Annotated in this window: 21 protein-coding genes, 2 tRNA genes and 1 pseudogene; 8 read left to right on the top strand and 16 right to left on the bottom strand. The window is 71.2% G+C overall.

Annotation, left to right across the window (positions count from 1 at the left end; all coding sequences use genetic code 11):
• Positions 1–209: 209 nt before the first annotated feature.
• The 7 genes and pseudogenes from def to ACH5AC_RS02985 form a co-directional block, all read right to left on the bottom strand.
• Positions 210–860 carry a peptide deformylase gene (gene def / locus ACH5AC_RS03015; protein WP_398859805.1) on the bottom strand — a complete coding sequence of 217 codons (651 nt, stop codon included), beginning with the start codon at positions 858–860 and terminating at the stop codon, positions 210–212.
• Positions 861–957: 97 nt separating this feature from the next.
• Positions 958–1,941, bottom strand: a complete 984-nt coding sequence (locus ACH5AC_RS03010; protein ID WP_398859804.1) for a tetratricopeptide repeat protein — start codon at positions 1,939–1,941, stop codon at positions 958–960.
• A 117-nt stretch (positions 1,942–2,058) separates the two neighbouring features.
• A pseudogene (locus tag ACH5AC_RS03005) lies at positions 2,059–2,214 on the bottom strand (metal-dependent phosphohydrolase); the annotation flags it as partial.
• A gap of 289 nt (positions 2,215–2,503) precedes the next feature.
• Positions 2,504–2,833 carry a mycothiol system anti-sigma-R factor gene (gene rsrA / locus ACH5AC_RS03000; RefSeq protein WP_398859803.1) on the bottom strand — a complete coding sequence of 110 codons (330 nt, stop codon included), beginning with the start codon at positions 2,831–2,833 and terminating at the stop codon, positions 2,504–2,506.
• Complete coding sequence (gene sigR / locus ACH5AC_RS02995) at positions 2,830–3,525, bottom strand: RNA polymerase sigma factor SigR (protein WP_398860068.1); 696 nt, start codon at positions 3,523–3,525, stop codon at positions 2,830–2,832. The genes rsrA and sigR overlap by 4 nt, the downstream gene beginning before the upstream one ends.
• 302 nt (positions 3,526–3,827) lie before the next feature.
• Entirely contained in the window at positions 3,828–4,469 is a 642-nt protein-coding gene (locus tag ACH5AC_RS02990; RefSeq protein WP_398860067.1) for an alpha/beta family hydrolase, read from the bottom strand.
• Between the two features lie 45 nt (positions 4,470–4,514).
• A complete protein-coding gene (locus tag ACH5AC_RS02985; protein ID WP_398859802.1) occupies positions 4,515–5,330 on the bottom strand; it encodes an SOS response-associated peptidase in 816 nt (271 codons plus the stop codon).
• Between the two features lie 49 nt (positions 5,331–5,379).
• Between ACH5AC_RS02985 and ACH5AC_RS02980 the strand changes: the two genes are divergently transcribed.
• The 4 genes from ACH5AC_RS02980 (at position 5,380) to ACH5AC_RS02965 (ending at position 8,961) form a co-directional block, all read left to right on the top strand.
• Complete coding sequence (locus ACH5AC_RS02980) at positions 5,380–6,102, top strand: M50 family metallopeptidase (protein ID WP_398859801.1); 723 nt, start codon at positions 5,380–5,382, stop codon at positions 6,100–6,102.
• Positions 6,103–6,223: 121 nt separating this feature from the next.
• On the top strand, positions 6,224–7,540 hold the full coding sequence (aroA, locus tag ACH5AC_RS02975; RefSeq protein WP_398859799.1) for a 3-phosphoshikimate 1-carboxyvinyltransferase: 1,317 nt from the start codon (positions 6,224–6,226) through the stop codon (positions 7,538–7,540).
• Positions 7,541–7,550: 10 nt separating this feature from the next.
• On the top strand, positions 7,551–8,561 hold the full coding sequence (rsgA, locus tag ACH5AC_RS02970) for a ribosome small subunit-dependent GTPase A (protein WP_398859798.1): 1,011 nt from the start codon (positions 7,551–7,553) through the stop codon (positions 8,559–8,561).
• A gap of 76 nt (positions 8,562–8,637) precedes the next feature.
• On the top strand, positions 8,638–8,961 hold the full coding sequence (locus ACH5AC_RS02965; RefSeq protein WP_398859797.1) for a DMT family transporter: 324 nt from the start codon (positions 8,638–8,640) through the stop codon (positions 8,959–8,961).
• Here ACH5AC_RS02965 and ACH5AC_RS02960 read toward each other — a convergent pair.
• Positions 8,958–9,587, bottom strand: coding sequence for a TetR/AcrR family transcriptional regulator (locus ACH5AC_RS02960; protein ID WP_398859796.1), 630 nt, complete (start codon positions 9,585–9,587; stop codon positions 8,958–8,960). The two genes, ACH5AC_RS02965 and ACH5AC_RS02960, sit on opposite strands and share 4 nt — an antisense overlap.
• Positions 9,588–9,972: 385 nt before the next feature.
• On the opposite strand from ACH5AC_RS02960, the gene hisN reads away from it, so the two are divergent.
• The 3 genes from hisN (at position 9,973) to ACH5AC_RS02945 (ending at position 11,843) form a co-directional block, all read left to right on the top strand.
• Positions 9,973–10,773, top strand: a complete 801-nt coding sequence (gene hisN, locus ACH5AC_RS02955; RefSeq protein WP_398859795.1) for a histidinol-phosphatase — start codon at positions 9,973–9,975, stop codon at positions 10,771–10,773.
• A gap of 130 nt (positions 10,774–10,903) precedes the next feature.
• Complete coding sequence (locus ACH5AC_RS02950) at positions 10,904–11,302, top strand: cyclic nucleotide-binding/CBS domain-containing protein (protein ID WP_398859794.1); 399 nt, start codon at positions 10,904–10,906, stop codon at positions 11,300–11,302.
• A gap of 124 nt (positions 11,303–11,426) precedes the next feature.
• Positions 11,427–11,843 carry a Fur family transcriptional regulator gene (locus tag ACH5AC_RS02945; protein ID WP_398859793.1) on the top strand — a complete coding sequence of 139 codons (417 nt, stop codon included), beginning with the start codon at positions 11,427–11,429 and terminating at the stop codon, positions 11,841–11,843.
• Positions 11,844–11,924: 81 nt separating this feature from the next.
• Here ACH5AC_RS02945 and ACH5AC_RS02940 read toward each other — a convergent pair.
• From ACH5AC_RS02940 to ACH5AC_RS02925, 4 genes are all read right to left on the bottom strand, one after another.
• Positions 11,925–11,998, bottom strand: a tRNA-Met gene (locus ACH5AC_RS02940).
• Positions 11,999–12,099: 101 nt separating this feature from the next.
• Positions 12,100–14,103, bottom strand: a complete 2,004-nt coding sequence (locus ACH5AC_RS02935; protein WP_398859792.1) for a tetratricopeptide repeat protein — start codon at positions 14,101–14,103, stop codon at positions 12,100–12,102.
• A 206-nt stretch (positions 14,104–14,309) separates the two neighbouring features.
• Positions 14,310–14,383, bottom strand: a tRNA-Met gene (locus ACH5AC_RS02930).
• Between the two features lie 43 nt (positions 14,384–14,426).
• On the bottom strand, positions 14,427–17,420 hold the full coding sequence (locus ACH5AC_RS02925) for a UPF0182 family protein (protein ID WP_398859791.1): 2,994 nt from the start codon (positions 17,418–17,420) through the stop codon (positions 14,427–14,429).
• 141 nt (positions 17,421–17,561) lie between these two features.
• On the opposite strand from ACH5AC_RS02925, the gene ACH5AC_RS02920 reads away from it, so the two are divergent.
• Positions 17,562–18,104 carry a PPA1309 family protein gene (locus ACH5AC_RS02920; RefSeq protein WP_398859790.1) on the top strand — a complete coding sequence of 181 codons (543 nt, stop codon included), beginning with the start codon at positions 17,562–17,564 and terminating at the stop codon, positions 18,102–18,104.
• 76 nt (positions 18,105–18,180) lie between these two features.
• Here the strand turns inward: ACH5AC_RS02920 and ACH5AC_RS02915 are convergent, their stop codons facing one another.
• The 4 genes from ACH5AC_RS02915 to ACH5AC_RS02900 all read right to left on the bottom strand — a co-directional run bounded on the left by ACH5AC_RS02915 (position 18,181) and on the right by ACH5AC_RS02900 (position 21,450).
• Positions 18,181–19,278, bottom strand: a complete 1,098-nt coding sequence (locus tag ACH5AC_RS02915) for a PDZ domain-containing protein (protein ID WP_398859789.1) — start codon at positions 19,276–19,278, stop codon at positions 18,181–18,183.
• Positions 19,279–19,339: 61 nt separating this feature from the next.
• Positions 19,340–19,531: a hypothetical protein gene (locus tag ACH5AC_RS02910; protein ID WP_398859788.1), complete on the bottom strand. Its 192-nt coding sequence runs from the start codon at positions 19,529–19,531 to the stop codon at positions 19,340–19,342.
• 140 nt (positions 19,532–19,671) lie between these two features.
• The gene (locus tag ACH5AC_RS02905) at positions 19,672–20,133 is read right to left on the bottom strand and encodes a molybdenum cofactor biosynthesis protein MoaE (RefSeq protein WP_398859787.1); all 462 of its coding nucleotides are present in this window, start codon (positions 20,131–20,133) and stop codon (positions 19,672–19,674) included.
• Positions 20,134–20,337: 204 nt separating this feature from the next.
• Entirely contained in the window at positions 20,338–21,450 is a 1,113-nt protein-coding gene (locus ACH5AC_RS02900; protein ID WP_398859785.1) for an SDR family oxidoreductase, read from the bottom strand.
• Positions 21,451–21,510: the final 60 nt, after the last annotated feature.

Here is a 21,510-nt window from a genome sequence, read left to right as displayed (position 1 = left end):
GCACTCCCATTCAGCACTACAACTGACCGTTCTGGGAACGGATTTGCTTCATTCACCACCCCAGTATGCTGAGACCCCACCCCGGCCCGACTGGTTGTGGATCAGCACATGTGCGTATGCGATCGAACGTCCGACGGGCAGACGAACGCACGGGAACGGCGCCCGACCGGGAGCCGTTCCGGCCAGGCGCCGTGGGGTGCGGGGCGGCGTCAGTCGTTCGGGACCACGGGATAGCGCGGCTCGTTCTCGGCCATCTGCCGCAGGGCGTCCTTGCGTTCACGCTTGGACAGACGGTCGATGTACAGGTATCCGTACAGGTGGTCGCTCTCGTGCTGCAAACACCGAGCGAAGTATCCGGTGCCGCGCACCTTGATCGGGTTGCCCTTCTCGTCCTGCCCGGTCACCTCGGCGTAGTCCGGGCGGGCCAGTGGCGCGTACGCCGTCGGCACCGACAGACAGCCCTCGTTGCTGTCGTCCAGCCGACGCCGCTCGGCGGGGAGTTCGACGAGCTTCGGGTTGCAGACCACGCCGACGTGGCGCACACCCTCGTCGTCCGGGCAGTCGTACACGAAGACCTTCAGGTCGACGCCGATCTGGTTGGCGGCCAGGCCCACGCCCTCCGCGGTGCGCTGCGAGGCGAACATGTCGTCGACCAGCTTGCGCAGCTCGTCGTCGAACGCGGTGACGTCCTTGACCTCCCGGTGCAGCACCGGGTTCCCGACCACGGTGATCGGCCGCGAGGTACCGCGCTCCCGGTACGCCTGCTCACGCGCCTCGCAGTCCTCCGTGTCGATGACGTACCCCTCGTCGTCGACGGGGAGCACGCCCGCGTGCTGCTGATCGGTGTCCTGCTGGGCCATGACCGACGTATGCCTTCCTGCAAGCCTGAGACAAAGATGCGAGCAATGCCGCGAGTACAGCCTAAACGGGGTGCCGGAACGGGGGTGTCCGTCTCGCTCAGCACACCTCTTCCAGGTCCCGCCAGTCCCGGGAGTCGGGGCTGTCCGCCACCCACCCGTCCAGCAGCCCCCGGACCAGGGAAGCAGGCGCGGCCACCCCGCACTCCCGCTCCGGCACCCACAACTGCCCGTCGGTGCGGTGCCCGAGCGGCCCGGGATGGCCCGGCTCACTGTGGTCGTGCGGGTCGAGGTGGACTCCGTCGCCCTCGTCGGACGGCATCCGTGACTCCGAGCACATCCGGCACAGCAGCCGCACCGAGGACGACCAGTCCTCCGCGGCGAAGCCGGCGTCCGCCGCGAGCTGCTCCAGCGCGTCCCGGTCGTCCTCGGTGGCCGCCTCAAGGAGCACCACCCAGGTGGGGACCGGTGAGGGCGCCCACAGCTCGATCTCGTCGAAGACGGGGTAGGAGTGCCCGGTGGACGTGGTCCGCTCGCCGTGCGGCACACCGTCGTGCAGGACGACCTCGCCCCAGCGCCGCCCCGACGACGGCAGCGGGATCGACAGCACCTCGATCCGGGCGGGGTCCAGCCGCCGCCCCCACACCACCTCGGCCTCGCCCTCCGGCGACAGCCGTACGGCCGCGCTGCCCAGGTCCATCCCGACCGGCTCCCCGGAGGCGGCCGCGCCTCCCCCGGGCACCGGCAGCCCGTACGCCTGCCAGGCGCGCCGGGCCAGCGGCCAGTCCTGCAGGGCGGTGGCCGCGATGCCGACGTTCCACCAGTCGGGCGCCCCGGTCTCCCGGTCCAGCAGCGCGACGGCCCTGAGGCCGGCGGTGCGCGCCTGCTCCCAGTCGTGGCGGAACTTGTGCAGCAGGGCGAGGTTGAACCAGGACTCCGACAGCCAGGGCTCCAGATCGGCGGCGCGGGTCAGCAGCGCGCCCGCGTCCTCGTACCGCCCGTCGCCGATCAGCGTGAACGCGCGGTCGGTCGCCTGCCGCCAGGAGGCGGAGGGCCGGTGCCGCCCCTTGCCGAAGATCCTCACGATTCCCGCCTGCCAGTTCCGTGGAGTGGGCCGGCTGTGCCCCCGGACAGCCTCTCGGAGACCCTCTCCCTTCGCATCCAACCACGTACGGCTGGAAGGGCGCTCATTACCCATGGGTTACCCAGCCAGGGGCGGGGTCAGACAACCCCGGGCCAGCACGCGGGCCAGCGCTTCCACCATTTCCGGCGCGTACTCCCCGGCCGTCTCCAGCCGCAGTTCCTCCAGGGCGGTCAGCGGCCCGCCCGGGCCGGCGCCACGCAGCTTCTCCTCCGGGCAGCGGGACGAGCGCCGCGGCGTGCGGCGACAGCAGAAAGGCCCCGGCGAGCAGCGCCACCGCCCACCAGGGGGTCCGCACGTCGAGCAAGGGCAAGGGGGAGAGACAGACCAGGGCGGCGAGGGCGACGCAGCCGACGTAGGCGCGCGCCCGCCCCGGAACCGCCTCCATGCCGCCCTCCCCAGCCCGTGCATGTCCGGGCTGGGAGCCTAGGCCGGGCAGCGGCGACCCGCGGGCCCATCACCCGCTGATTAGCACATTCGAGTGACGGCGGACCGGTCCGGCGGTTCAGGATTCCTGAGGTGTGACCGGTGCGGCCGGCGCCGCCGGTGGCGACGTGAGGTCGTGGTCGGGCACGGCCTGGCCGGAGCGGATCAGCTCAAGCCGCCCCATGACCTTGGCCCGCAGGTCCGTCGGCACGTCGTCATGTCCGCAGCACCGCTTGACCAGCTTCTTCACGGCCTGCTCGAGTCCGTACTTCTCCAGGCACGGCGAGCACTCCTGGAAGTGCTGCTTGAACTTGTCGCGATCGACGTCCGGCATCTCACTGTCGAGGAACTCGTAGAGATGGTCGAGCACCTCGCTGCAGTCCGTCTCGTGGTGGTCTCCGCAGCTCATGAGCCCGAGCCTTTCGCTTCGTTCGACTCTCCGGCGCCGGCCGGGACCAGTCCGCGCTCGCGGGCGTAGTCCTCCAGCATGCCGCGCAGTTGACGACGACCCCGGTGCAGCCGGGACATCACCGTACCGATGGGTGTCCCCATGATGTCCGCGATCTCCTTGTACGCAAAGCCCTCTACGTCCGCGAGATACACGGCGATGCGGAACTCCTCGGGGATCGCCTGGAGCGCCTCCTTCACGTCCGAGTCGGGCAGGTGGTCGAGCGCCTGCGACTCCGCGGAGCGCAGACCCGTCGACATGTGCGACTCGGCGCGGGCGAGCTGCCAGTCCTCGATCTCCTCGGCCGCGCTGCGCTGCGGTTCGCGCTGCTTCTTGCGGTAGGAGTTGATGAACGTGTTCGTGAGGATCCGGTACAGCCACGCCTTGAGGTTGGTGCCCTCACGGAACTGGTGGAAGGACGCGTACGCCTTGGCATACGTCTCCTGCACCAGGTCCTCGGCGTCGGCCGGGTTGCGCGTCATGCGCAGGGCGGCCGAGTACATCTGGTCGAGGAATTCGAGCGCGTCCCGCTCGAAGCGCGCGCTGCGCTCGGCGTTCGTCTCCGTGGACGTGTCCGCGCTCGTGCCCAGGCCCTCGGGCTGCTCCGCCTGGCCGTTGTCGGTCCCTGCGTCGGTACCGGGAACCGGACCCACCTCCTCAAGTTTCCGGGCAGGGCCGAAACCGGTCCCACCAGAATCGGAGGATAGACGACGATCCCCGCCCGCCGCCGCTCGAATAGGAGTGGTCCTGGCCGCGTGCAGCACCGTCCAGTCCAGGTCGGAACGGCTGGTGCGGTTCGGGCAGATGGTCGAACCCATGCGGCGGACTTCCTCTCCCACTGACGTCGGTGCTGGGTGTTCAGCACTTCTGTCCCGCTCAACAGCGGCCCGCCACGCAACATTCCCCGCTCTTTACCCGAGTGACCCGCTCCACTCACCCGAGTGGCCCGGTGCGCTCACCCAAGTGACCCGGTCCACTCGACGACCCTGTCGGTGATGATCTGCAGCGCCCGCTCCTGGCTGATCTCCGCCCGCTTCGGCACGGCGAGGCCGTGGTCGCCGTACGGCACCTCGACCATCTCGTACGCCCCTTCGGGGAACTCCTCCGGCTTCCCGAACGGGTCGTTCCCGCCCTGCACGACGAGCGTGGGCACCCCCGCACCGAGCAGCTCGTCGGCGCGGGACTTCTCCGGCTTGCCCGGTGGGTGCAGGGGGAAGCTGAGGGCGAGCACGGCGGCCGCCTCCAGCTCGACGGCCGTGCGGCAGGCCACCCGGGCCCCGGCGGACCGGCCGCCGGAGATCACCGGCAGCCCCGGCTTCGCGACCGCCGGCCAGATCCCCCGCCAGCCGGTGTCCAGGGTCTTCGGCGCGGGCGCGACCTTCTTCCCGGCGACCCGCCACGGCTGTTCGACGAGCGCGACGGTCACCCCGTGCGCGGGCAGCGCGGCGGCGAGGGCCTGGAGGTCACGTGCCTCGACGCCCCCGCCGGCGCCATGGCTGACGGCGAGGACGAGCCGCGCCTTCTTCCCGGCCTTGTGCCAGGTGACGCGGGCGTCCCCCGCGTCGGTGGGGACGATCTCGCCGGCCACGTTGGTCATACTCATCACGTTCGCCATGTTCATCACGTCATCACGTTCGTCACGTCAGAACAGTGTGCCCTCCTCGGGCCCCTCCAGCTCCTTCAGCAGCTCCGGTCCGTTGTTGCGGACGTTGCTGACGGCGGTGGAGACGGGGTACGCGCGCATCAGCCCGGCCGGCGGGGGCGTGAGCAGCGGCCGCAGGTCCTCCACGTCGGTGCGGGCGGGGTCCAGCCAGGCGTCCCAGCGGTCCGGGGTGAGCATCAGTGGCATCCGGGGGTGGATGTCGGCGAGGGCGCGCGGCCCCTCGGCCGGGGCGACGGCCAGCGGGCTCGCCTCCGCCTCGGTGGTGAGGACCGAACAGGTGACCCACCATGCCTGCGGGTGGTCGTCCGGCAGCGTCCGGTCCCGCCAGAACTCGTACAGCCCGGCCATCGCGAACACCGACCCGTCCGCCGGCAGCACGAAGTACGGCTGCTTGCGCGGCCGCTTCTTCTTCCCCTCCACCTCCAGGTCCCGCTCCTGCTGGCCGGTGACCCACTCGTAGTAGCCGTCGGCGGGCAGGATGCAGCGCCGGGCGGTGAAGGCGCGCCGGTAGGCGGGCTTCTCGTGCACGGTCTCGGCGCGCGCGTTGATCATCCGGGCGCCACCCTCGGGCGTCTTGGCCCAGGAGGGTACGAGCCCCCACTTCAGCTTGCGCAGCTGCCGAACCGGACGTGGGTCGTCCGCGTCTTTCAACGGACGGTCGAGAACGGCGTAGACCTCCTTGGTCGGCGCCACGTTGTAGTCGGGCGCCAGGGCCTCCTCCGGCTCCCATTTCTCGATTTCAAAGATTCCTGCGAGATCCTCGGGCCTGCGACTCGCTGAATACCGTCCGCACATACGTGCCACACTGCCAGACTCCGTACGACCAGAGGGAGCGACGCCGACAATGGACAGCACCGCCGCCACCGCGCTGCCCGACCTCTGGGACCGGCTCACCGGCCTCCAGCCCGACCCGGACCTGTGGGTGGTGCTCGCCACCGCCGTCGCGGCCCTGTGCGTGGTCGTACCGCACACCCTCTGGCGCCTGGCCCGCAACGCGATCACCATCGCGCACGAGGGCGGCCACGGCCTGATCGCCCTCCTCACCGGCCGCCAGCTCACCGGCATCCGCCTGCACTCCGACACCAGCGGCCTCACCGTCAGCCGCGGCAAGCCGTACGGCCTCGGCATGATCCTCACGGCGGCGGCCGGCTACACGGCTCCCCCGCTCCTGGGCCTGGGCGGCGCGGCCCTGCTGGGCGCCGGCCGCATCACCCTGCTGCTGTGGGTGGCCACGGCGCTGCTGGTGGCGATGCTGGTGATGATCCGCAACGCGTACGGCGCCCTGACGGTCATCCTCACCGGCGGCACCTTCGTCACCGTGTCATGGCTGACGGGACCACAGGTGCAGGCCGCGTTCGCCTATGCCGTGGTGTGGTTCCTGCTCCTGGGCGGCGTACGCCCCGCTTTCGAGCTCCAGGCGAAGAGGCGCGGGGGCGGGGCCGGAGACTCGGACGCGGACCAGTTGTCACGCCTGACGAACGTACCGGCGGCGATGTGGCTGTTCCTGTTCCACGCGGTGTCACTGTGCTCACTGATAGGTGGGGGCAGGTGGCTGCTGGGGGTGTGATGCGCCCCGAAGGGGCAGCACCGGGGCGCGGGGCTCTGTCGATTTCCGGCTCCGCCGCGTGGGCGCGACCAGCCCCAACGCAGCCGCACCCGAACAACCGCCTCCTTATAGAGTGGGCCCCATGGCCCGAACCCCCGCACAGACCGCCCTCTGGCCGGCCCCCCACGCACGCGGAGCCGTCGACGCGACGGTCCACGTACCGGGGTCCAAGTCCGTCACCAACCGCGCCCTGGTCCTCGCCTCCCTCGCGAGTGAGCCCGGCTGGCTGCGCCGCCCCCTCCGCTCCCGCGACACCCTCCTGATGGCGCAGGCCCTGCGCGCCATGGGCATCGAGATCGAGGAGGGCGTGGGTCCCGACGGCACCGGCGAGGCATGGCGCGTCCTGCCGGCGGGCCTGCGCGGCCCGGCCCAGGTGGACGTCGGCAACGCCGGGACCGTGATGCGCTTCCTGCCGCCGGTCGCCGCGCTCGCCGACGGCCCCGTCCGCTTCGACGGCGACCCCAGGTCGTACGAGCGTCCGCTGCACGGCGTGATCGACGCGCTGCGTGCCCTCGGCGCCCGCATCGACGACGACGGCCGGGGCGCGCTGCCGCTGACCGTGCACGGCGGAGGTGCCCTGGAGGGCGGCCCGGTGCAGATCGACGCGTCGTCCTCGTCGCAGTTCGTGTCGGCGCTGCTGCTGTCCGGCCCGCGCTTCAACCAGGGCGTTGAGGTCCGCCACATCGGCGGCACGCTCCCGTCCATGCCGCACATCCGGATGACGGTCGACATGCTGCGCGCGGTCGGCGCCCAGGTGGACACCCCGGAGTCGGGCGGCGAGCGGAACGTGTGGCGGGTCACGCCGGGCGCGCTGCTCGGCCGGGACCTGACGATCGAACCGGACCTGTCCAACGCGCAGCCGTTCCTGGCGGCGGCGCTGGTGACGGGCGGCAGGGTGATGATCCCGGACTGGCCGGTCCGCACCACCCAGCCGGGTGATCGGCTGCGGGAGATCTTCACCGAGATGGGCGGTTCCTGCGAGCTGACCGAGTACGGCCTGGAGTTCACCGGTTCCGGCGCGGTCCACGGCATCGACGTCGACCTGGGCGACGTGGGCGAGCTGACGCCGGGCATCGCGGCCGTCGCCGCCCTCGCGGACTCCCCGTCGACCCTGCGCGGCGTGGCGCATCTGCGCCTGCACGAGACGGACCGCCTGGCCGCGCTGACCAAGGAGATCAACGAGCTGGGCGGTGATGTCACGGAGACGGCCGACGGCCTGCACATCCGTCCGCGCCCGCTGCACGGCGGCACCTTCCACACGTACGACGACCACCGCATGGCCACGGCGGGCGCGATCATCGGCCTCGCGGTCGAGGGCGTGCTGATCGAGAACGTGGCGACGACCGCGAAGACCCTGCCGGACTTCCCGGAGCTGTGGACCGGGATGCTCGGGGTCTAGGGAATTCGCCATGCGCCGCTACGGCAAGCACACCGACGAGGACGACATCCGCACCCGCCCCGGCCGCCGGGGCACCCGACCCCGCACGAACATCCGCCCGAAGCACGAGGACGCGGCGGAGGGCATGGTCCTGACCGTCGACCGGGGCCGGCTCACCTGCCTCGTCGAGGACCGCACGATCCTCGCGATGAAGGCCCGCGAACTGGGCCGCAAGGCGGCGGTGGTCGGCGACCGGGTGGCGCTGGTCGGCGACCTGTCCGGCAAGAAGGACACCCTGGCCCGCATCGTGCGCATCGAGGAGCGGTCCTCGGTGCTGCGGCGCACGGCAGACGACGACGACCCGTTCGAGCGGGTGGTGGTCGCCAACGCCGACCAGTTGGCGATCGTCACGGCCCTCGCCGACCCCGAACCGCGTCCGCGCCTGATCGACCGGTGTCTGGTCGCGGCGTACGACGGCGGACTGGAGCCGCTGCTGGTGCTGACCAAGTCGGACCTGGCCCCGCCGGACAAGCTGCTGGAGCTGTACGGCGACCTGGACATCCCGTACGTCGTCACCAGCCGCGAGGAGTTGGAGAACGGTGGCGCGGCGGACCGGGTGCGCGGGCATCTGGCCGACCGGGTCACGGCGTTCGTCGGCCACTCGGGTGTGGGCAAGACGACCCTGGTGAACGCGCTGGTCCCCAAGGAGCGTCGGCGTCTGACGGGTCACGTCAACCTGGTGACGGGCCGCGGCCGGCACACGACGACATCGGCCCTGGCGCTGCCCCTCCTGGGGGCCGACGGCTGGGTGGTCGACACCCCGGGCGTCCGTTCCTTCGGCCTGGCCCACGTCGACCCGTCCCGGGTGATCCACGCCTTCCCGGACCTCGAACCGGGCACGGAGGGCTGCCCGCGCGCGTGCAGCCACGACGAGCAGGACTGCGCGCTGGACGAGTGGGTGGCGCAGGGCCACGCGGATCCGGCCCGCCTGTACTCGCTCCGCCGGCTGCTGGCGACGCGGGAGCGCACGGAAGGCGACTGACCTCAGCGTTGTTTGCGTGTACACGGGTTCGGTAAGTGCATAATCGCACCGAGCCTGACCTACGGGAGGACAGCACATGGCGTGGCTGCTGGTCGTTGTGGCCGGGTTGCTCGAAACAGGCTTCGCCGTCTGCTTGAAGCTCTCGCACGGCTTCACGCGCCTCTGGCCGACCATCGCGTTCGCCATCTTCGCCCTCGGCAGCTTCGGTCTGCTCACTCTCTCCCTGCGCAAGCTCGACGTGGGCCCCGCGTACGCGGTGTGGACCGGTATCGGGGCGGCGGGTACGGCGATCTACGGGATGGTCTTCCTCGGCGACCTGGTGTCGACCCTGAAGATCGTCTCCATCACCCTGGTGATCGTGGGCGTGATCGGCCTGCAGCTGTCGGGGTCGGCGCACTAGGAGTCTTTGACGGACTCTTTCGCGGCGGGCCGGGCGAGGGCGCACCGCACCAGATCCGTGACCCCGCCCTCCCCCGGCGGTGCGGACACGCAGGACAGCGCCAGGCGGACCGCGAGTTCACAGGAGCGGGCCAGGTCGGTGGCCTCGGACTTGGCGGTGCCGGGTCCGGTCAGCACCGTGACGGCGCGGTCGCACACCAGGGTCACGAAGTCGCCGGGCGAGGGCAGCGGGCCGTCCGCCCGCCGCTGCGCCGGTACGGCGGAGGAGGACGGGACCGGGCGGAGCGTCGGCGCGGGCAGGCGCTCGCTCCAGCAGCCGGTGAGCAGGGCGCGGACGAGGGCGTTGTCGCGGGCGGCCGAGGTGGTCCACTCGGCGGTGGCGGTGAGCCGCTCCCTGATGTCCCCGTGCACGGCGAGCGCCCGGTCGACACCGGCGAGATAGCCGTCGGCCTCCCGCCGCACCAAGGCCCGCGCGAGCCCCTCCTTGCTCCCGAACTCGTTGTACAACGTCTGCCGGGACACCCCGGCCACCACCGCGACCTCCACCATCCGCACCGCGGCCCAGGGCCGCTGCGCAAGCGCCGAGTAGGCGGCGTCCAGTAGGGATTCCCGCGCTGCAGGCATCATCGCCTCCCTGAGGCAGCGACTCTCGGCCCAGATTTGACTCACCGGAATGCAGTGTCAAGGGTTCCGGTACACCGACGCGCCCTACGACCCACCCGGACAGTCCCGCCCGCAGGCAGCCATGCCACCTCCCCCAAACCCGCGCCGCCTTAGCCCGCAGGCAGCCATGCCACCTCTCCCCAAACCCGCGCGCCGCCTTAGCCTGCGGGCAGCCATGCCACCTCCCCCCCAACCCGCGCCGCCCCAGCCTGCGGGCAGTCGTGCCGCTGGGGCGGCACGGGTGGGCGCAGGCGGGACCCCGCCGCGCCGGGCTGCGTCCCCGCCCCTCGCCCGGCTCCGGCCAGGGCCCGTGTAGCCCCGTGTCCCCACCGACAGATACCGTTCCCCCATGCCGGACTACCTCGACGACCTGCGCCTGGCCCACGTCCTCGCGGACGCCGCCGATGCCACCACCATGGACCGCTTCAAGGCCCTCGACCTGAAGGTCGAGACCAAGCCGGACATGACCCCGGTGAGCGAGGCGGACAAGGCCGCGGAAGAACTCGTCCGCGGCCACCTCGCGCGCGCCCGCCCGCGGGACGCGATCCTCGGCGAGGAGTACGGCATCGAGGGCACCGGCCCCCGCCGCTGGGTCATCGACCCGATCGACGGCACCAAGAACTACGTACGCGGCGTCCCCGTCTGGGCCACCCTGATCTCCCTGATGGAGGCGGCCGAGGGCGGCTACCAGCCCGTCGTCGGCGTCGTCTCCGCCCCGGCCCTCGGCCGCCGCTGGTGGGCCGCGAAGGGCCACGGCGCCTACACCGGCCGCAGCCTCACCTCCGCCACCCGCATCCACGTCTCCCGCGTCTCGAACCTCGCCGACGCCTCCTTCGCGTACTCCTCCCTCTCCGGCTGGGAGGAGCGGAACCGGCTGGACGGCTTCCTCGACCTCACCCGCGAGGTGTGGCGCACGCGCGCGTACGGCGACTTCTGGCCGTACATGATGGTCGCCGAGGGTTCGGTCGACCTGTGCGCCGAGCCGGAGCTGTCCCTGTGGGACATGGCGGCCAACGCGATCGTGGTCACCGAGGCCGGCGGCACCTTCACCGGCCTCGACGGCCGCCCGGGCCCGCACAGCGGCAACGCGGCCGCCTCGAACGGCCTGCTCCACGACGAACTGCTCGGCTATCTCAACGCGCGCCGCTGAGCGAACGAATGCGCACCTGAGCGCCCCCTTGTTGACTCCCCCTTTGCCTGCCACCCTGAAAGTCCCCTCACTTGTGAATTTGTGAAACCATGAACAAACGTGAGGGACACTCCAGGAGGTGGCTCAAGACATGCTCGTCCGTGACGCCATGAGCACAGTCGTCCTCACCATCGGCCCCGACCACACGCTCCGCCAGGCAGCCGCCCTGATGGCCGCCCGCAGGGTGGGCGCGGCCGTGGTCCACGACCCCGACGCCGGCGGCATCGGCATCCTCACCGAACGGGACATCCTCAACTCCGTCGGCCTGGGTCAGAACCCGGACGCCGAGCGCGCCCATGCCCACACCACCACCGACGTCGTGTTCGCCGCCCCGGCCTGGACCCTGGAGGAGGCGGCCCACGCCATGGCCCACGGCGGCTTCCGCCACCTGGTCGTCCTCGACCGCGGCGAGATCACCGGCATCGTCTCGGTCCGCGACATCATCCGCTGCTGGGCCCCGGCCCGCAGCCACGCCACCTCCCTGACCTGACCGGGCCGACCCCAGCCTCATCGCAGCCGTTCCAGAGCCCCACACTGGACTGTGTCTAATTCCATGGGGCATCCAAAGTCACACCCGTTCGGAACCTGGGCTCCTCTGCTGTTAGGCTGGTTCCATGAGTGACCTTCTGGAACGGCTGCGCGGACGCGGATGGCGGATGACCGCGCAGCGGCGTGTCGTGGCGGAGGTGCTCTCCGGCGATCACGTCCATCTGACGGCCGACGAAGTGCACGCCAGGGCGGTCGCCAAGCTGCCCGAGATCTCCCGCGCCACCGTCTACAACACGCTGGGCGAGCTGGTCTCCCTCGGCGAGGTCCTCGAGGTCAGCACGGACAAGCGGGCCAAGCGCTACGACCCCAACGCGCACCGTCCGCACCACCACCTGGTCTGCGCCCGGTGCGGCGCGATCCGCGACGTCCACCCCAGCGGCAACCCGCTCGCCGACCTGCCCGACTCGGAGCGCTTCGGCTTCACGGTCTCGGACGTGGAAGTGACCTACCGGGGCGTCTGCCCGAACTGCGCGGCGGCGTAGCGGCGGCACAGCGGTCGCGTAAGCGACGCAAACACGATCGAGGGCCGGAACCCTGATGGGTACCGGCCCTCGATCTTTCAGTAGCGGGGACAGGATTTGAACCTGCGACCTCTGGGTTATGAGCCCAGCGAGCTACCGAGCTGCTCCACCCCGCGTCGGTGAACGCAACGCTACGTCAAGGATGCGGACGAAAGCAAATCAACGACGACCCGCCCCGCCCGACGTCACGCGGACCGCTCGCCACACCGACCGCTCGTCACGCCGACAGCTCCTCCCGCAGCGCGTCCCGCAGCCGCCCCGCCCGCTCCGCCACCTCCGCCGGCCCGAGGCTCACCGCACGGTCGGCCCAGCGCTGCCCCTCGTCCAGCTCACCACGACGCGCGTAGACCAGGGCCAGCCGGAGCGCCGCCCGACCGTGACCGTCGTTCGCCGCGCGGGTCCACCACACGACCGCCTCGGGCTCGCTGCCCTCCCGGGCCAGCAGCAGCCCCAGGTTGAACGCGCCGTTGCGCGACCCGGCCTCCGCGGCCTCCCGGTACCACCGCGCCGCCTCGACCACGTCCCCGCGCGCGGCGGCCAGCATTCCGACCCGCACCTGGGCGCGCCGGTGCCCCTGGGAGGCGGCCCGCTCGTACCACTCCTCGCACTCGGTCTTCTCGTGCACGGACTCCCCGAGTTCGTGCGCGGAGGCGCGGGGTCGCCGGGCGTCCAGCACGGCGGCCAGTCGGTACGCGGCCTCCGCGCTGCCGCCCCCGGCCGCGCACCGCAGATGCCGTTCGGCCGTCTGCTCGTCACCGTCCCGCAGCCGGGCGATGCCCACCTGCAGCGCGGCCTCGGTGTGCCCGGCGGCCGCCGCCCGTTCGTACCACCGCAGGGCGGCCTCGTCCTCCCCGCGCCCGGCGTACAGGATGCCCAGGTTGAACGCGGCGTCGACGCTGCCGGCCTCGGCCGCCTTGGAGAACCACGGCTCGGCGCCGGTGGTGTCACCGACCTGCAGCAGCAGGATCGCGAGCGCGTTCGCCGCCTCGCGGTGCCCGGCGTAGGCGGCCCGGCGGTACCACTGCTCGGCCTGCGCGGTCCGCCCCTGCTCGGCGCAGAGGAGCCCGAGGTTGTAGGCGCCGTTGTCGTCACCGGCGTCCATGGCCGCCCGGTACCACCGCTCGGCGGTCTGGGTCTGCCCGCGCTCGGCGTGCAGCGCGCCCAGCGCGTTCGCCGCGTTGCCGTCGCCGTCCTGGGCGGCCCGCAGCCACCAGACGGCGGCGTTCTCGGTGTCGCCGGCGTCCCGCAGCAGGAACCCGAGCGCGCAGGCGGCCCGCGCCTCCCCGTCCTCGGCGGAGGTCAGATACCAGCGCCCGGCCTCCTTGAGCTCACCGCGCTTCTCCAGGATCGTCCCGAGGTACAGCGCGGCCCGCCGGTGCCCGCGCGCGGCGGCCTGCCGGTACCACTGCTCGGCCTCGGCGGCCACGGAGACACCGTTGTCACCGCCCGCCTCCCGCGCCGCGGCGCGTCCGGCGGGACGACCGGCGGATACCCGCACGATCGCGTGCCCGCCGGTTTCCGGTACGACGCCCCGCCCGCCGACGGCCCAGCCGCCGAACCCGCGCTCGGCACCCCGCTCACCGGCACGCTCTCCGATACGCTCGCCGCCGCGCTCGGCACCCGTGTAGTCGCCGCCCGCCCTGCGGTCCAGCGTGCGCGCCAGCCGGTAGGCCGCCTCGCGGTGGCCGCGCTCGGCCGCGGTCCGCATCCACTGCTCGGCCCCGCTGTCGCCCCGGTGCTCCAGCAGGTCGGCGAGAGCGTACGCGCCCAGCACATGGCCTTGCTCGGCGGACTGGCGCAGCCAGTACTCGGCGGCGGGTTCGTCGCCGCGCTCACGGTGGTGGCGCCCCAGCGCGTGCGCGGCCGCGGTGGAACCGGCGACGGCGGCGACCCGCCACCATCCGGCGGCCTCGTCGGCGTATCCGCGCTGGTGGAGAAGGACACCCAGGTTGTTGGCGGCGGCCCGGTCACCGGCCGCGGTGGCGGCACGCAGCTGGGGCTCGGCGCCGTCGAGGTCGCCACGGCGCAGCAGCATCGCGCCGAGGACGCTGGCCGCCTCGGCGTCGCCGGCCTCCGCCGCGAGCCTCAGCCGCACCTCCTCGGCGGCTTCCCCCGTCTCGTCCGTGGTCTCCTCCGGGGCCGCTTCCTCACCGGTGACTCCGGAAGGCTGCACAAATCGCCCTGTCTCGAACAGAGTTGCCTTGTCCCCCATAACGTCCATCGTCGCACCACCTGCAACCTGGGTACACCCGGTATACCGCAGCCTGTGAGGTCACTTCAGCGTTTTGTCGACATGCCCACAGAGAGACAAGTCAAACACAGTTCTCCCAACTCCCCACGACGGCGCGGCCCTCCACCCCGTCTGCACATGCGTTCGCACATCACGAAGGCCCGGATCCCTGTGAGGATCCGGGCCTTCGCCTTCAGTAGCGGGGACAGGATTTGAACCTGCGACCTCTGGGTTATGAGCCCAGCGAGCTACCGAGCTGCTCCACCCCGCGCCGTGTTGATCAACAGTATCACAGCGCGGAGTGGATCATATGATCAGCCGCTTCCGGCGGTACTGGTGGGACTCGGACTCGGACTACTGCTCGGACTCGGGCTGCTGCCCGCGCCACTGCCCGAACCGCCGCCGGAGCCGCCCGTGTTCTTCTCCGCCTCGGCCTGCGCCTCCTCGGCCCGCTTGAGCGCGGACTCAAGGTCCTTCTGCGCCTTGCCGTACGCCTCCCAGTCGCCGTTCTTCAGGGCCTCCTGGCCGGCGGTGAACGCCTTCTGGGCGTCCTCCAGGGCCTGTTGGACCGTGGCGTCGCCGGTCGGCGGCGGGGTGGTCGTCCCGTCACCGTCGTCGTCGGCCGGTGGCTTCGGTGCCGCGCCCTCCGCGCCGAAGACCTTGTTGAGGGCCTCCTCAAGGGTGTCCTCGAAGGCGGTGTTGCCTCCGTAGGTCACCAGCACCTTGCGCAGCAGTGGGTACTTGAGGCCGCCACCGCGCACGTACACCGGCTCGACGTAGAGCAGTCCGCCTTCGAGCGGCACCGTCAGCAGGTTGCCGTACTCGACCTCGGAGTCACCGCCTCTGAGGAGCCTGATGGTCTCGGCGATGGCCTGTTCGGAGTTGAACTGGCTCTGGACCTGCTTGGGTCCGTTGACGGTTGTGCTCGTCGGCAGTTTCAGGATTCTGATCTTGCCGTAGCCGGGCGTACCCGCCTCGGAGTCGACCGCCATGAACGCGCTGAGGTTGTCACGCCCGTTGGGTGTGAACGTGGTCGTCAGCGAGAACGCCTGCTCCTGCTGGTCCGGCATCTTCATGCTCAGGTAGTACGGCGGCACCGCGTCGCCCGACTTGTTGGTCGGGTCGTCCGGCACCTGCCACACCTCGCTGCCGCTGAGGAACGTCGTGGCGTCCTTCACGTGGTAGCGGCTGAGCAGTTCGCGCTGCACCTTGAACAGGTCCTGCGGGTAGCGCAGATGGGCCATCAGCGACGACGAGATGTCGGTCTTCGGCTTCACCGTGCCGGGGAAGGCCCTCATCCACGTCTTCAGGACCGGGTCCTGGGTGTCCCACTGGTACAGCACGACATCGCCCGTGTACGCGTCGACGGTCGCCTTCACCGAGTTGCGGATGTAGTTGACCTGGTTCTGCTGGGCGACCACCGCGCGGTTGTCGTTGGTCGCGGTCAGCGAGTCGGAGGTCGTCTCACCGAGGGTCGTACGGGAGGCGTAGGGGTAGCCGTTGGTCGTGGTGTAGGCGTCGACGATCCACTGGATCCGCCCCTCGACGACCGCCGGGTAGGCGTCGCCGTCGATGGTCAGCCACGGGGCGACCGCCTCGACGCGGTCCTTGGGCGTGCGGTTGTACAGGATCCGCGAGCCCTCGCCGATGGCACCCGAGTACAGGATCTGCGGCTCACCGAACGCCGCCGCGTACGCGGCCCGGTTCAGCGGGTTGGAGAGGTTGACCCCGCTGTCGCCGGTGTAGGTGAAGGTCTTCTCGCCGCTGTCGTCGGAGTAGTCGATCTCCTTCTGGGGACCGCCGACGATCGAGTACGTGGTCGTCTTCTCGCCGTAGTAGATGCGCTGCTCGTACGTGCCGAGGTCGCCCTTGGACGGCAGGTCGGACTCGGTGAAGACCGGGCGGCCCTCGGAGTCGGCGGCGGTGCCCTTGGCGGAGACCACGCCGTAGCCGTGCGTGTAGCGGAAGTGGTTGTTGATCCAGTTCTGCTTGTCGACGCCGGCGAGGTTCAGCTCACGCAGACCGATGACCGTGTCCTGGTCGCTGCCGTCCTTGCTGTAGCGGTCGACGTCCAGGTTGGTCGGGAAGGCGTAGTACTTCCTGATCTGCTGGAGCTGCTGGAAGGTGGGCGAGACGATGTTCGGGTCGAGGATGCGGATGCTGGCGGTGGAGTCGACCTTGTCGCGCAGCGCGCTGATGTCCTCGCTGGTGTTGGTGCCCCGGTAGTCGCTGACCTGGGTGGCGTCGATGCCGTACGCCTCACGCGTCGCCGCGAGGTTCTTCTGGACGTACGGCGCTTCCTTGGCCTGCTCGTTCGGCTGGACCTGGAACTTCTGGACGATGGCCGGGTAGAGGCCGCCGATGAGGATGGCGGACAGGACCATCAGGCCGAAGCCGATGACGGGCAGCTGCCAGGTGCGCCGCCACAGGGTGGCGAAGAACAGCAGGGCGCAGATGACGGCGATGCAGAACAGGATCGTCTTGGCCGGCAGATAGGCGTTGGCGTCGACGTAGCGCAGACCGGTCCAGTTGTCGGTCGCCTTGAAGTCACTGGACTTCACCGCGAGCCCGTACCGGTCGAGCCAGTAGGCGACGGCCTTCAGCGCGACGAAGACGCCCAGCAGCACCGACAGATGTCCGGTGGCCGCGGAGGTGGCGCGCGCGCCCGGGCTGGTGATGCGCAGCCCGCCGTACAGGTAGTGGGTGAGCGCCGCGGCGATCAGGGACAGGATGGTGGCGGCGAAGCCGAAGCCGAGCAGGAACCGGTACCAGGGCAGGTCGAAGGCGTAGAAGGAGACGTCCAGGTGGAACTGGGGGTCCTTCTTGCCGAAGGACACGCCGTTGACCCACATCAGCCAGGTCCGCCACTGGCCCGCCGCGGAGGCGCCGGCGATCAGTCCCACCAGGGCGGTGATCGACAGCAGCAGCCACTTCTTGTACGGCGCGATGCCCATCCGGTAGCGGTCGAGGCTCTGCTGCTCCATCGACATGGCACTCAGCGGCGGCCGCAGCCGGTGGGCCAGCCAGATGTTGAAGCCGACCGCCAGGGCCATCAGCAGGCCGAAGACGAAGAAGAGCCCGACCTTGGTCCACAGGGTGGTGGTGAAGACGGACGAGTACTTCACGGACCGGTACCAGAGCCAGTCGGTCCAGAACCCGGCGAACATGGTGAACGCCATGGCGAGCACGGCCAGGACGCCCAGTGTCATCAGCAGGGTCCGGACCCGCCGGGACGGTCGGCCCACTCTGATCCGTGGCCCCGTCGGGCCTCCGCCGCGGTCCGGCATCTGGAAAGCCAAGGTGCGCACCTCGAAGTCGCTGTCGATCCTTCAGACCCGCGTGTTCGCCGGCCCTTCGTGGCCCCCGTGATCCTGGGCCCACACCTATGCAACTTACTCAGTGTTTACTCAGTTCCCGATTCCGGGTGGGAACGAGGCAGGATTGTGACCATGTCCAACACTCCCATGGCGGCGAGCCCGCTCACCCGGGCCGTACTCGAGATCGACGAGTACGCCTCCGGCCTCGGCTGGGACCAGCCCGCTCGCCTCTTCGCCCTCGTAGACACCGCACGGCTGCGGGCCCAGGAACCCTCGCTCGCCGCCCAGCTCGGCCTGGAGGACGAGCCCGAGACCACCGGTCTCACCCCGATCGAGCAGGACGAGGTGCCGACGGACAAACCGCTCGACGAGTTCCTGGCCACCATCGCCTGGCCGGACGCGGTGACCGGCTGCGCCCTGACCATCGAGCGTCTGATGCTCCCGCCGTCCGCCGAGGCCCAGGTCCCCACCGGTCTGGACGAGGCGGGGCTGGCGAAGTGGGTGGCCGCCCACCCGAACCGCCAGGAGGTCCGGATGACGGTCGCGGTGCTGCGCGACGGCTCCCGCGAGTCGGCCCTGCGCCTGCGGGAGAAGGACGCGCCGTCGGAGGTCCTCACGGGCGCGGACCTGGTGCCGGGCCTGGCGGAGGCGCTGGCGGCCACCTTCGAGGACTGACCGGATCGTTCGGTACGGCACTGGGGGCGCCCTCGGTCACGAGGGACGCCCCCGGTCGTACGCACGCGTGTGCCGTTCAGCCCTTGGTGGTGCACTTCGGCAGGTCGGCGGTGTCGCCGTTGCGGATGTCCTCCAGGGCGCCGAGGGCGTCGTCGAGGGTGTTCACCTTGACGAGCCTGAGGCCGCTCGGGGTGTCCTTGGCGGCGGCCGCGCAGTTCTCGGCGGGCGTGAGGAAGTACTCGGCGCCCTTCTCGCGCGCGCCCACGGTCTTCATCTGGACACCGCCGATGGGCCCGACCTTGCCGTTGTCGTCGATCGTGCCGGTGCCGGCGACGAAGGTGCCGCCGGTGAGGGCGCCCGGGGTGAGCTTGTCGTAGATGCCGAGGGCGAACATCAGCCCGGCGCTGGGGCCGCCGACGTCGGCGAGCTTGATGTCGACGGTGAACGGGAAGGTGTGGTCGGTCCCGGCGGAGATCCCGACGATGGCCCGCTTCTCCCCGCTGTCGTCCGAGGTCGCGGTGGTGATCGTGACGTCCTGCGTCCTGGTCGCCGTGCGGTTCTCCTTCTCGGCGGCGGCCTGCTCCTTGGCGGGCACGATGGTGAAGACGACGTCCTCGCCGGGCTTGTGCCGGGTCACCAGCTTCGCCACGTCGGACGGCTCCTTCACCGCGGTGCCGTCGACGGCCTTGACGACGTCACCGGCGTGCAGCTTGCCCTCGGCGGGCGAGTCCTTCACGACCGTGGAGACGATCACCCAGGACTGCACGGGGATGTCCAGCGCCTCCAGGGCGGCGACCTTGGCGGACTCCTGGGACTGGCTGAACTCCTCGGCGTTCTCCTGGGTGGACTCCTCCTCCGTCTGGCCGTCCGGGTAGAGGGTGTCGTGCGGCACGACCTTGTTGTCGTGCGCCAGCCAGCCGTACACCGCCTCGACGAGGTTCATCCGGTAGTCGGCACTGGTGACCCGCACGGTGGTCATGTTCAGGTTGCCGTCGGTCGGGTAGGTCTTGCGCCCGGAGATCTGCAGCACCGGCTCGCCACCGTGCTCACCGAGGGTGTTGACCGTCGGCCCCGGGGACATCTCCGAGTACGGCACGGGGATGAGCACTCCCGCGCACAGGAGCGCGATCAGCATCAGGGTGGAGGCGAGCATCGTCGCGGTGCGGCGTGGCATGCCTCGACAGTACGGGACGCCTCTGTCAGCGCACCGTCAGGGCCGCCGGGCGGGGAGGGGCTCAGCCGGCCCGGCTGCCGGTGCGGGACTTGTCCAGGCGGACGGGCCTCTCCATGGCGGCGCGGAAGCGGGCGTACCCGTCGAGCTCAGGGCCGTCACTGCGGATCTTGCGGGTCCGGTTGGCCCAGCTTCCCCACAGGCCGGCCCCGATCGCAGCCACAAGCGGAATCAGCAACCAGGCGAGCGCCGCCATGCAGACCTCCCAACCCCGACTGAGCGACCGCAACTGACTGATCAGCAGATTAACCATCCGCACGGACAACGCTCACGCCAGGGGTGCGGTTACGCAACCGGAGGAGCCGGGCGGCACGGCCCGGGACCCAGGACCACGGCCTAGCAGGCCCCCACCCACTCCTCGGTGCCGTCGGAGAACGTCTGATGCTTCCAGATGGGCACCTCGTGCTTGAGGTCGTCGATCAGCTTCCGGCAGGCGTCGAACGCCTCACCCCGGTGCGGGCAGGACACGGCGACGACGACGGCGAGGTCCCCCACCTGGAGATCCCCCACCCGGTGCACGGCGGCCAGCGCCCGCACCGGGTACTCGGCGACGACCTTCTCGGCGATCCGCCGCATCTCGGCCTCGGCGCTGGGGTGGCAGGAGTAGCCGAGCCGGTCGACGTCGGCGCCCCCGTCGTGGTTCCGTACGGTGCCCACGAACAGTGCCGTCCCGCCGGCCGCGTCGTCCCCCACGGCGCGGAAGACCTCGTCGACGGACAGGGCGGTCTCACGGATCGCGATCAGCTTGACGGGATCCTGTGCGCCCCGCTCGCCGGGATGATCATTGCTAGGTGCCATACCCCCATCGTGCCGCACGCCGCAGACCCCGGGAAACCACAGAATCACCGGCACGCGCGCGTACCACTTCGGAGCCTCCTACAGTCGGCGATCCTGCCCGCCCGGCATCCCGGCCCGTCTGGGGTCCCCCGCTGGGGGAGTTCGAGGACGAGGCCCCTCAAGGGCCGAAGCGGGGGTCCCTGGGGGCGGCGGGGGCGAAACCCCTCACCCCCTGCGCCGCGCCTTCCGAGCCTTGCGCACCACGGCCGCCGCGCCGAGCAGCGCCACCGTCGCCCCCGCGGCCCCCGCGGCCGTCGCGTCCTTGCGCCCCAGCCGTCGCCCGGCCACCGTGTGCCGCCCGGAGACCTCCTCCAGCAGCTCCGCGAGTACCTCCTCGTTGGTCCACCGCGGCCGCCAGCCCGCGTCGTGCAGCCGGCTGCCGCTGACCACCCACGGGTACATCGTGTACGCCAGGTCGCCCGCCGGGGACGGCGTCAGCCCGATCCGGTGCAGGCGGGCGGCGGCGCCGAGCGCGACGGCCGACGGCAGCTCCATCCGCCGGATCCCGCTGAGCTCCTCGACCTCCTCCTGCTCCAGCCACCCGTCGCACCCGACGGCCAGCTCCCCGTCCACCTTCTCCAGGACCGCGTACTCCAGGGCGCTGCACAGGTCCTCGACATGGCAGAACTGCCAGGCGGGCCGCGAGCCGGCGACGACGAGCAGCCGCGGCGACTCGAAGTACCTGGTCAGCGCGGTGTCCGTGCCGCCGACCAGCACCGCGGGGCGCACCACGGTGACATTGAGCCCCGGGTGCGCCCGCGGCGCCCGCCGCGCCAGCCGCTCGATCTCCAGCAGATCCCCGACCCCGGTCGCCTCGGCCGTCGCCCGCAGCTCGGCGTCCTCCGACAGCGGCAGCTCGTTGTCGGGCAGCGCGCCGTACACCATCGCGGAGGTGCACAGCACCACCCGGTGCACACCGGCCGCCGCGGCCGCGGTCAGCACGGTCTGCGTGCCGCGCACGTTGTAGGCCGTCCGGGCGGCGGCGTCACTCCCCAGGTCGAGATCGAGCGCGAGATGGACGACGACGTCGGCGCCCCGCAGCTTGTCCGCGATCGCGGGGTCCCGCACGTCGAGGATGTGCCAGCGCGCCGCGTCGCACTCCCCGCGCCGCTCGTCGATGGCGACGACCTGCTTGATCTCGTCGGACGCGGCGAGCCGCTCGGTGAGCAGCTCGCCCACCCCGGTCGCGGCGCCGGTCACGGCGACGACGGGCCCGCGCCCGCCGCCCGGGGTTGAGTGGTTTCGCGCTGCGCGAACCTGCGGATCTGGGGAACTCACCAGGTGTCTCCAGCGGTTGTCTTCCATACGAGCGCGAGTGACGCGTACGTACCAGGTGGC

The organism is Streptomyces sp. NPDC018693, from assembly GCF_044391385.1.
Taxonomy (GTDB): Bacteria; Actinomycetota; Actinomycetes; order Streptomycetales; family Streptomycetaceae; genus Streptomyces.
Note: the sequence above shows the minus strand (reverse complement) of the source record. Positions and strands in the feature narration are given on the sequence as shown.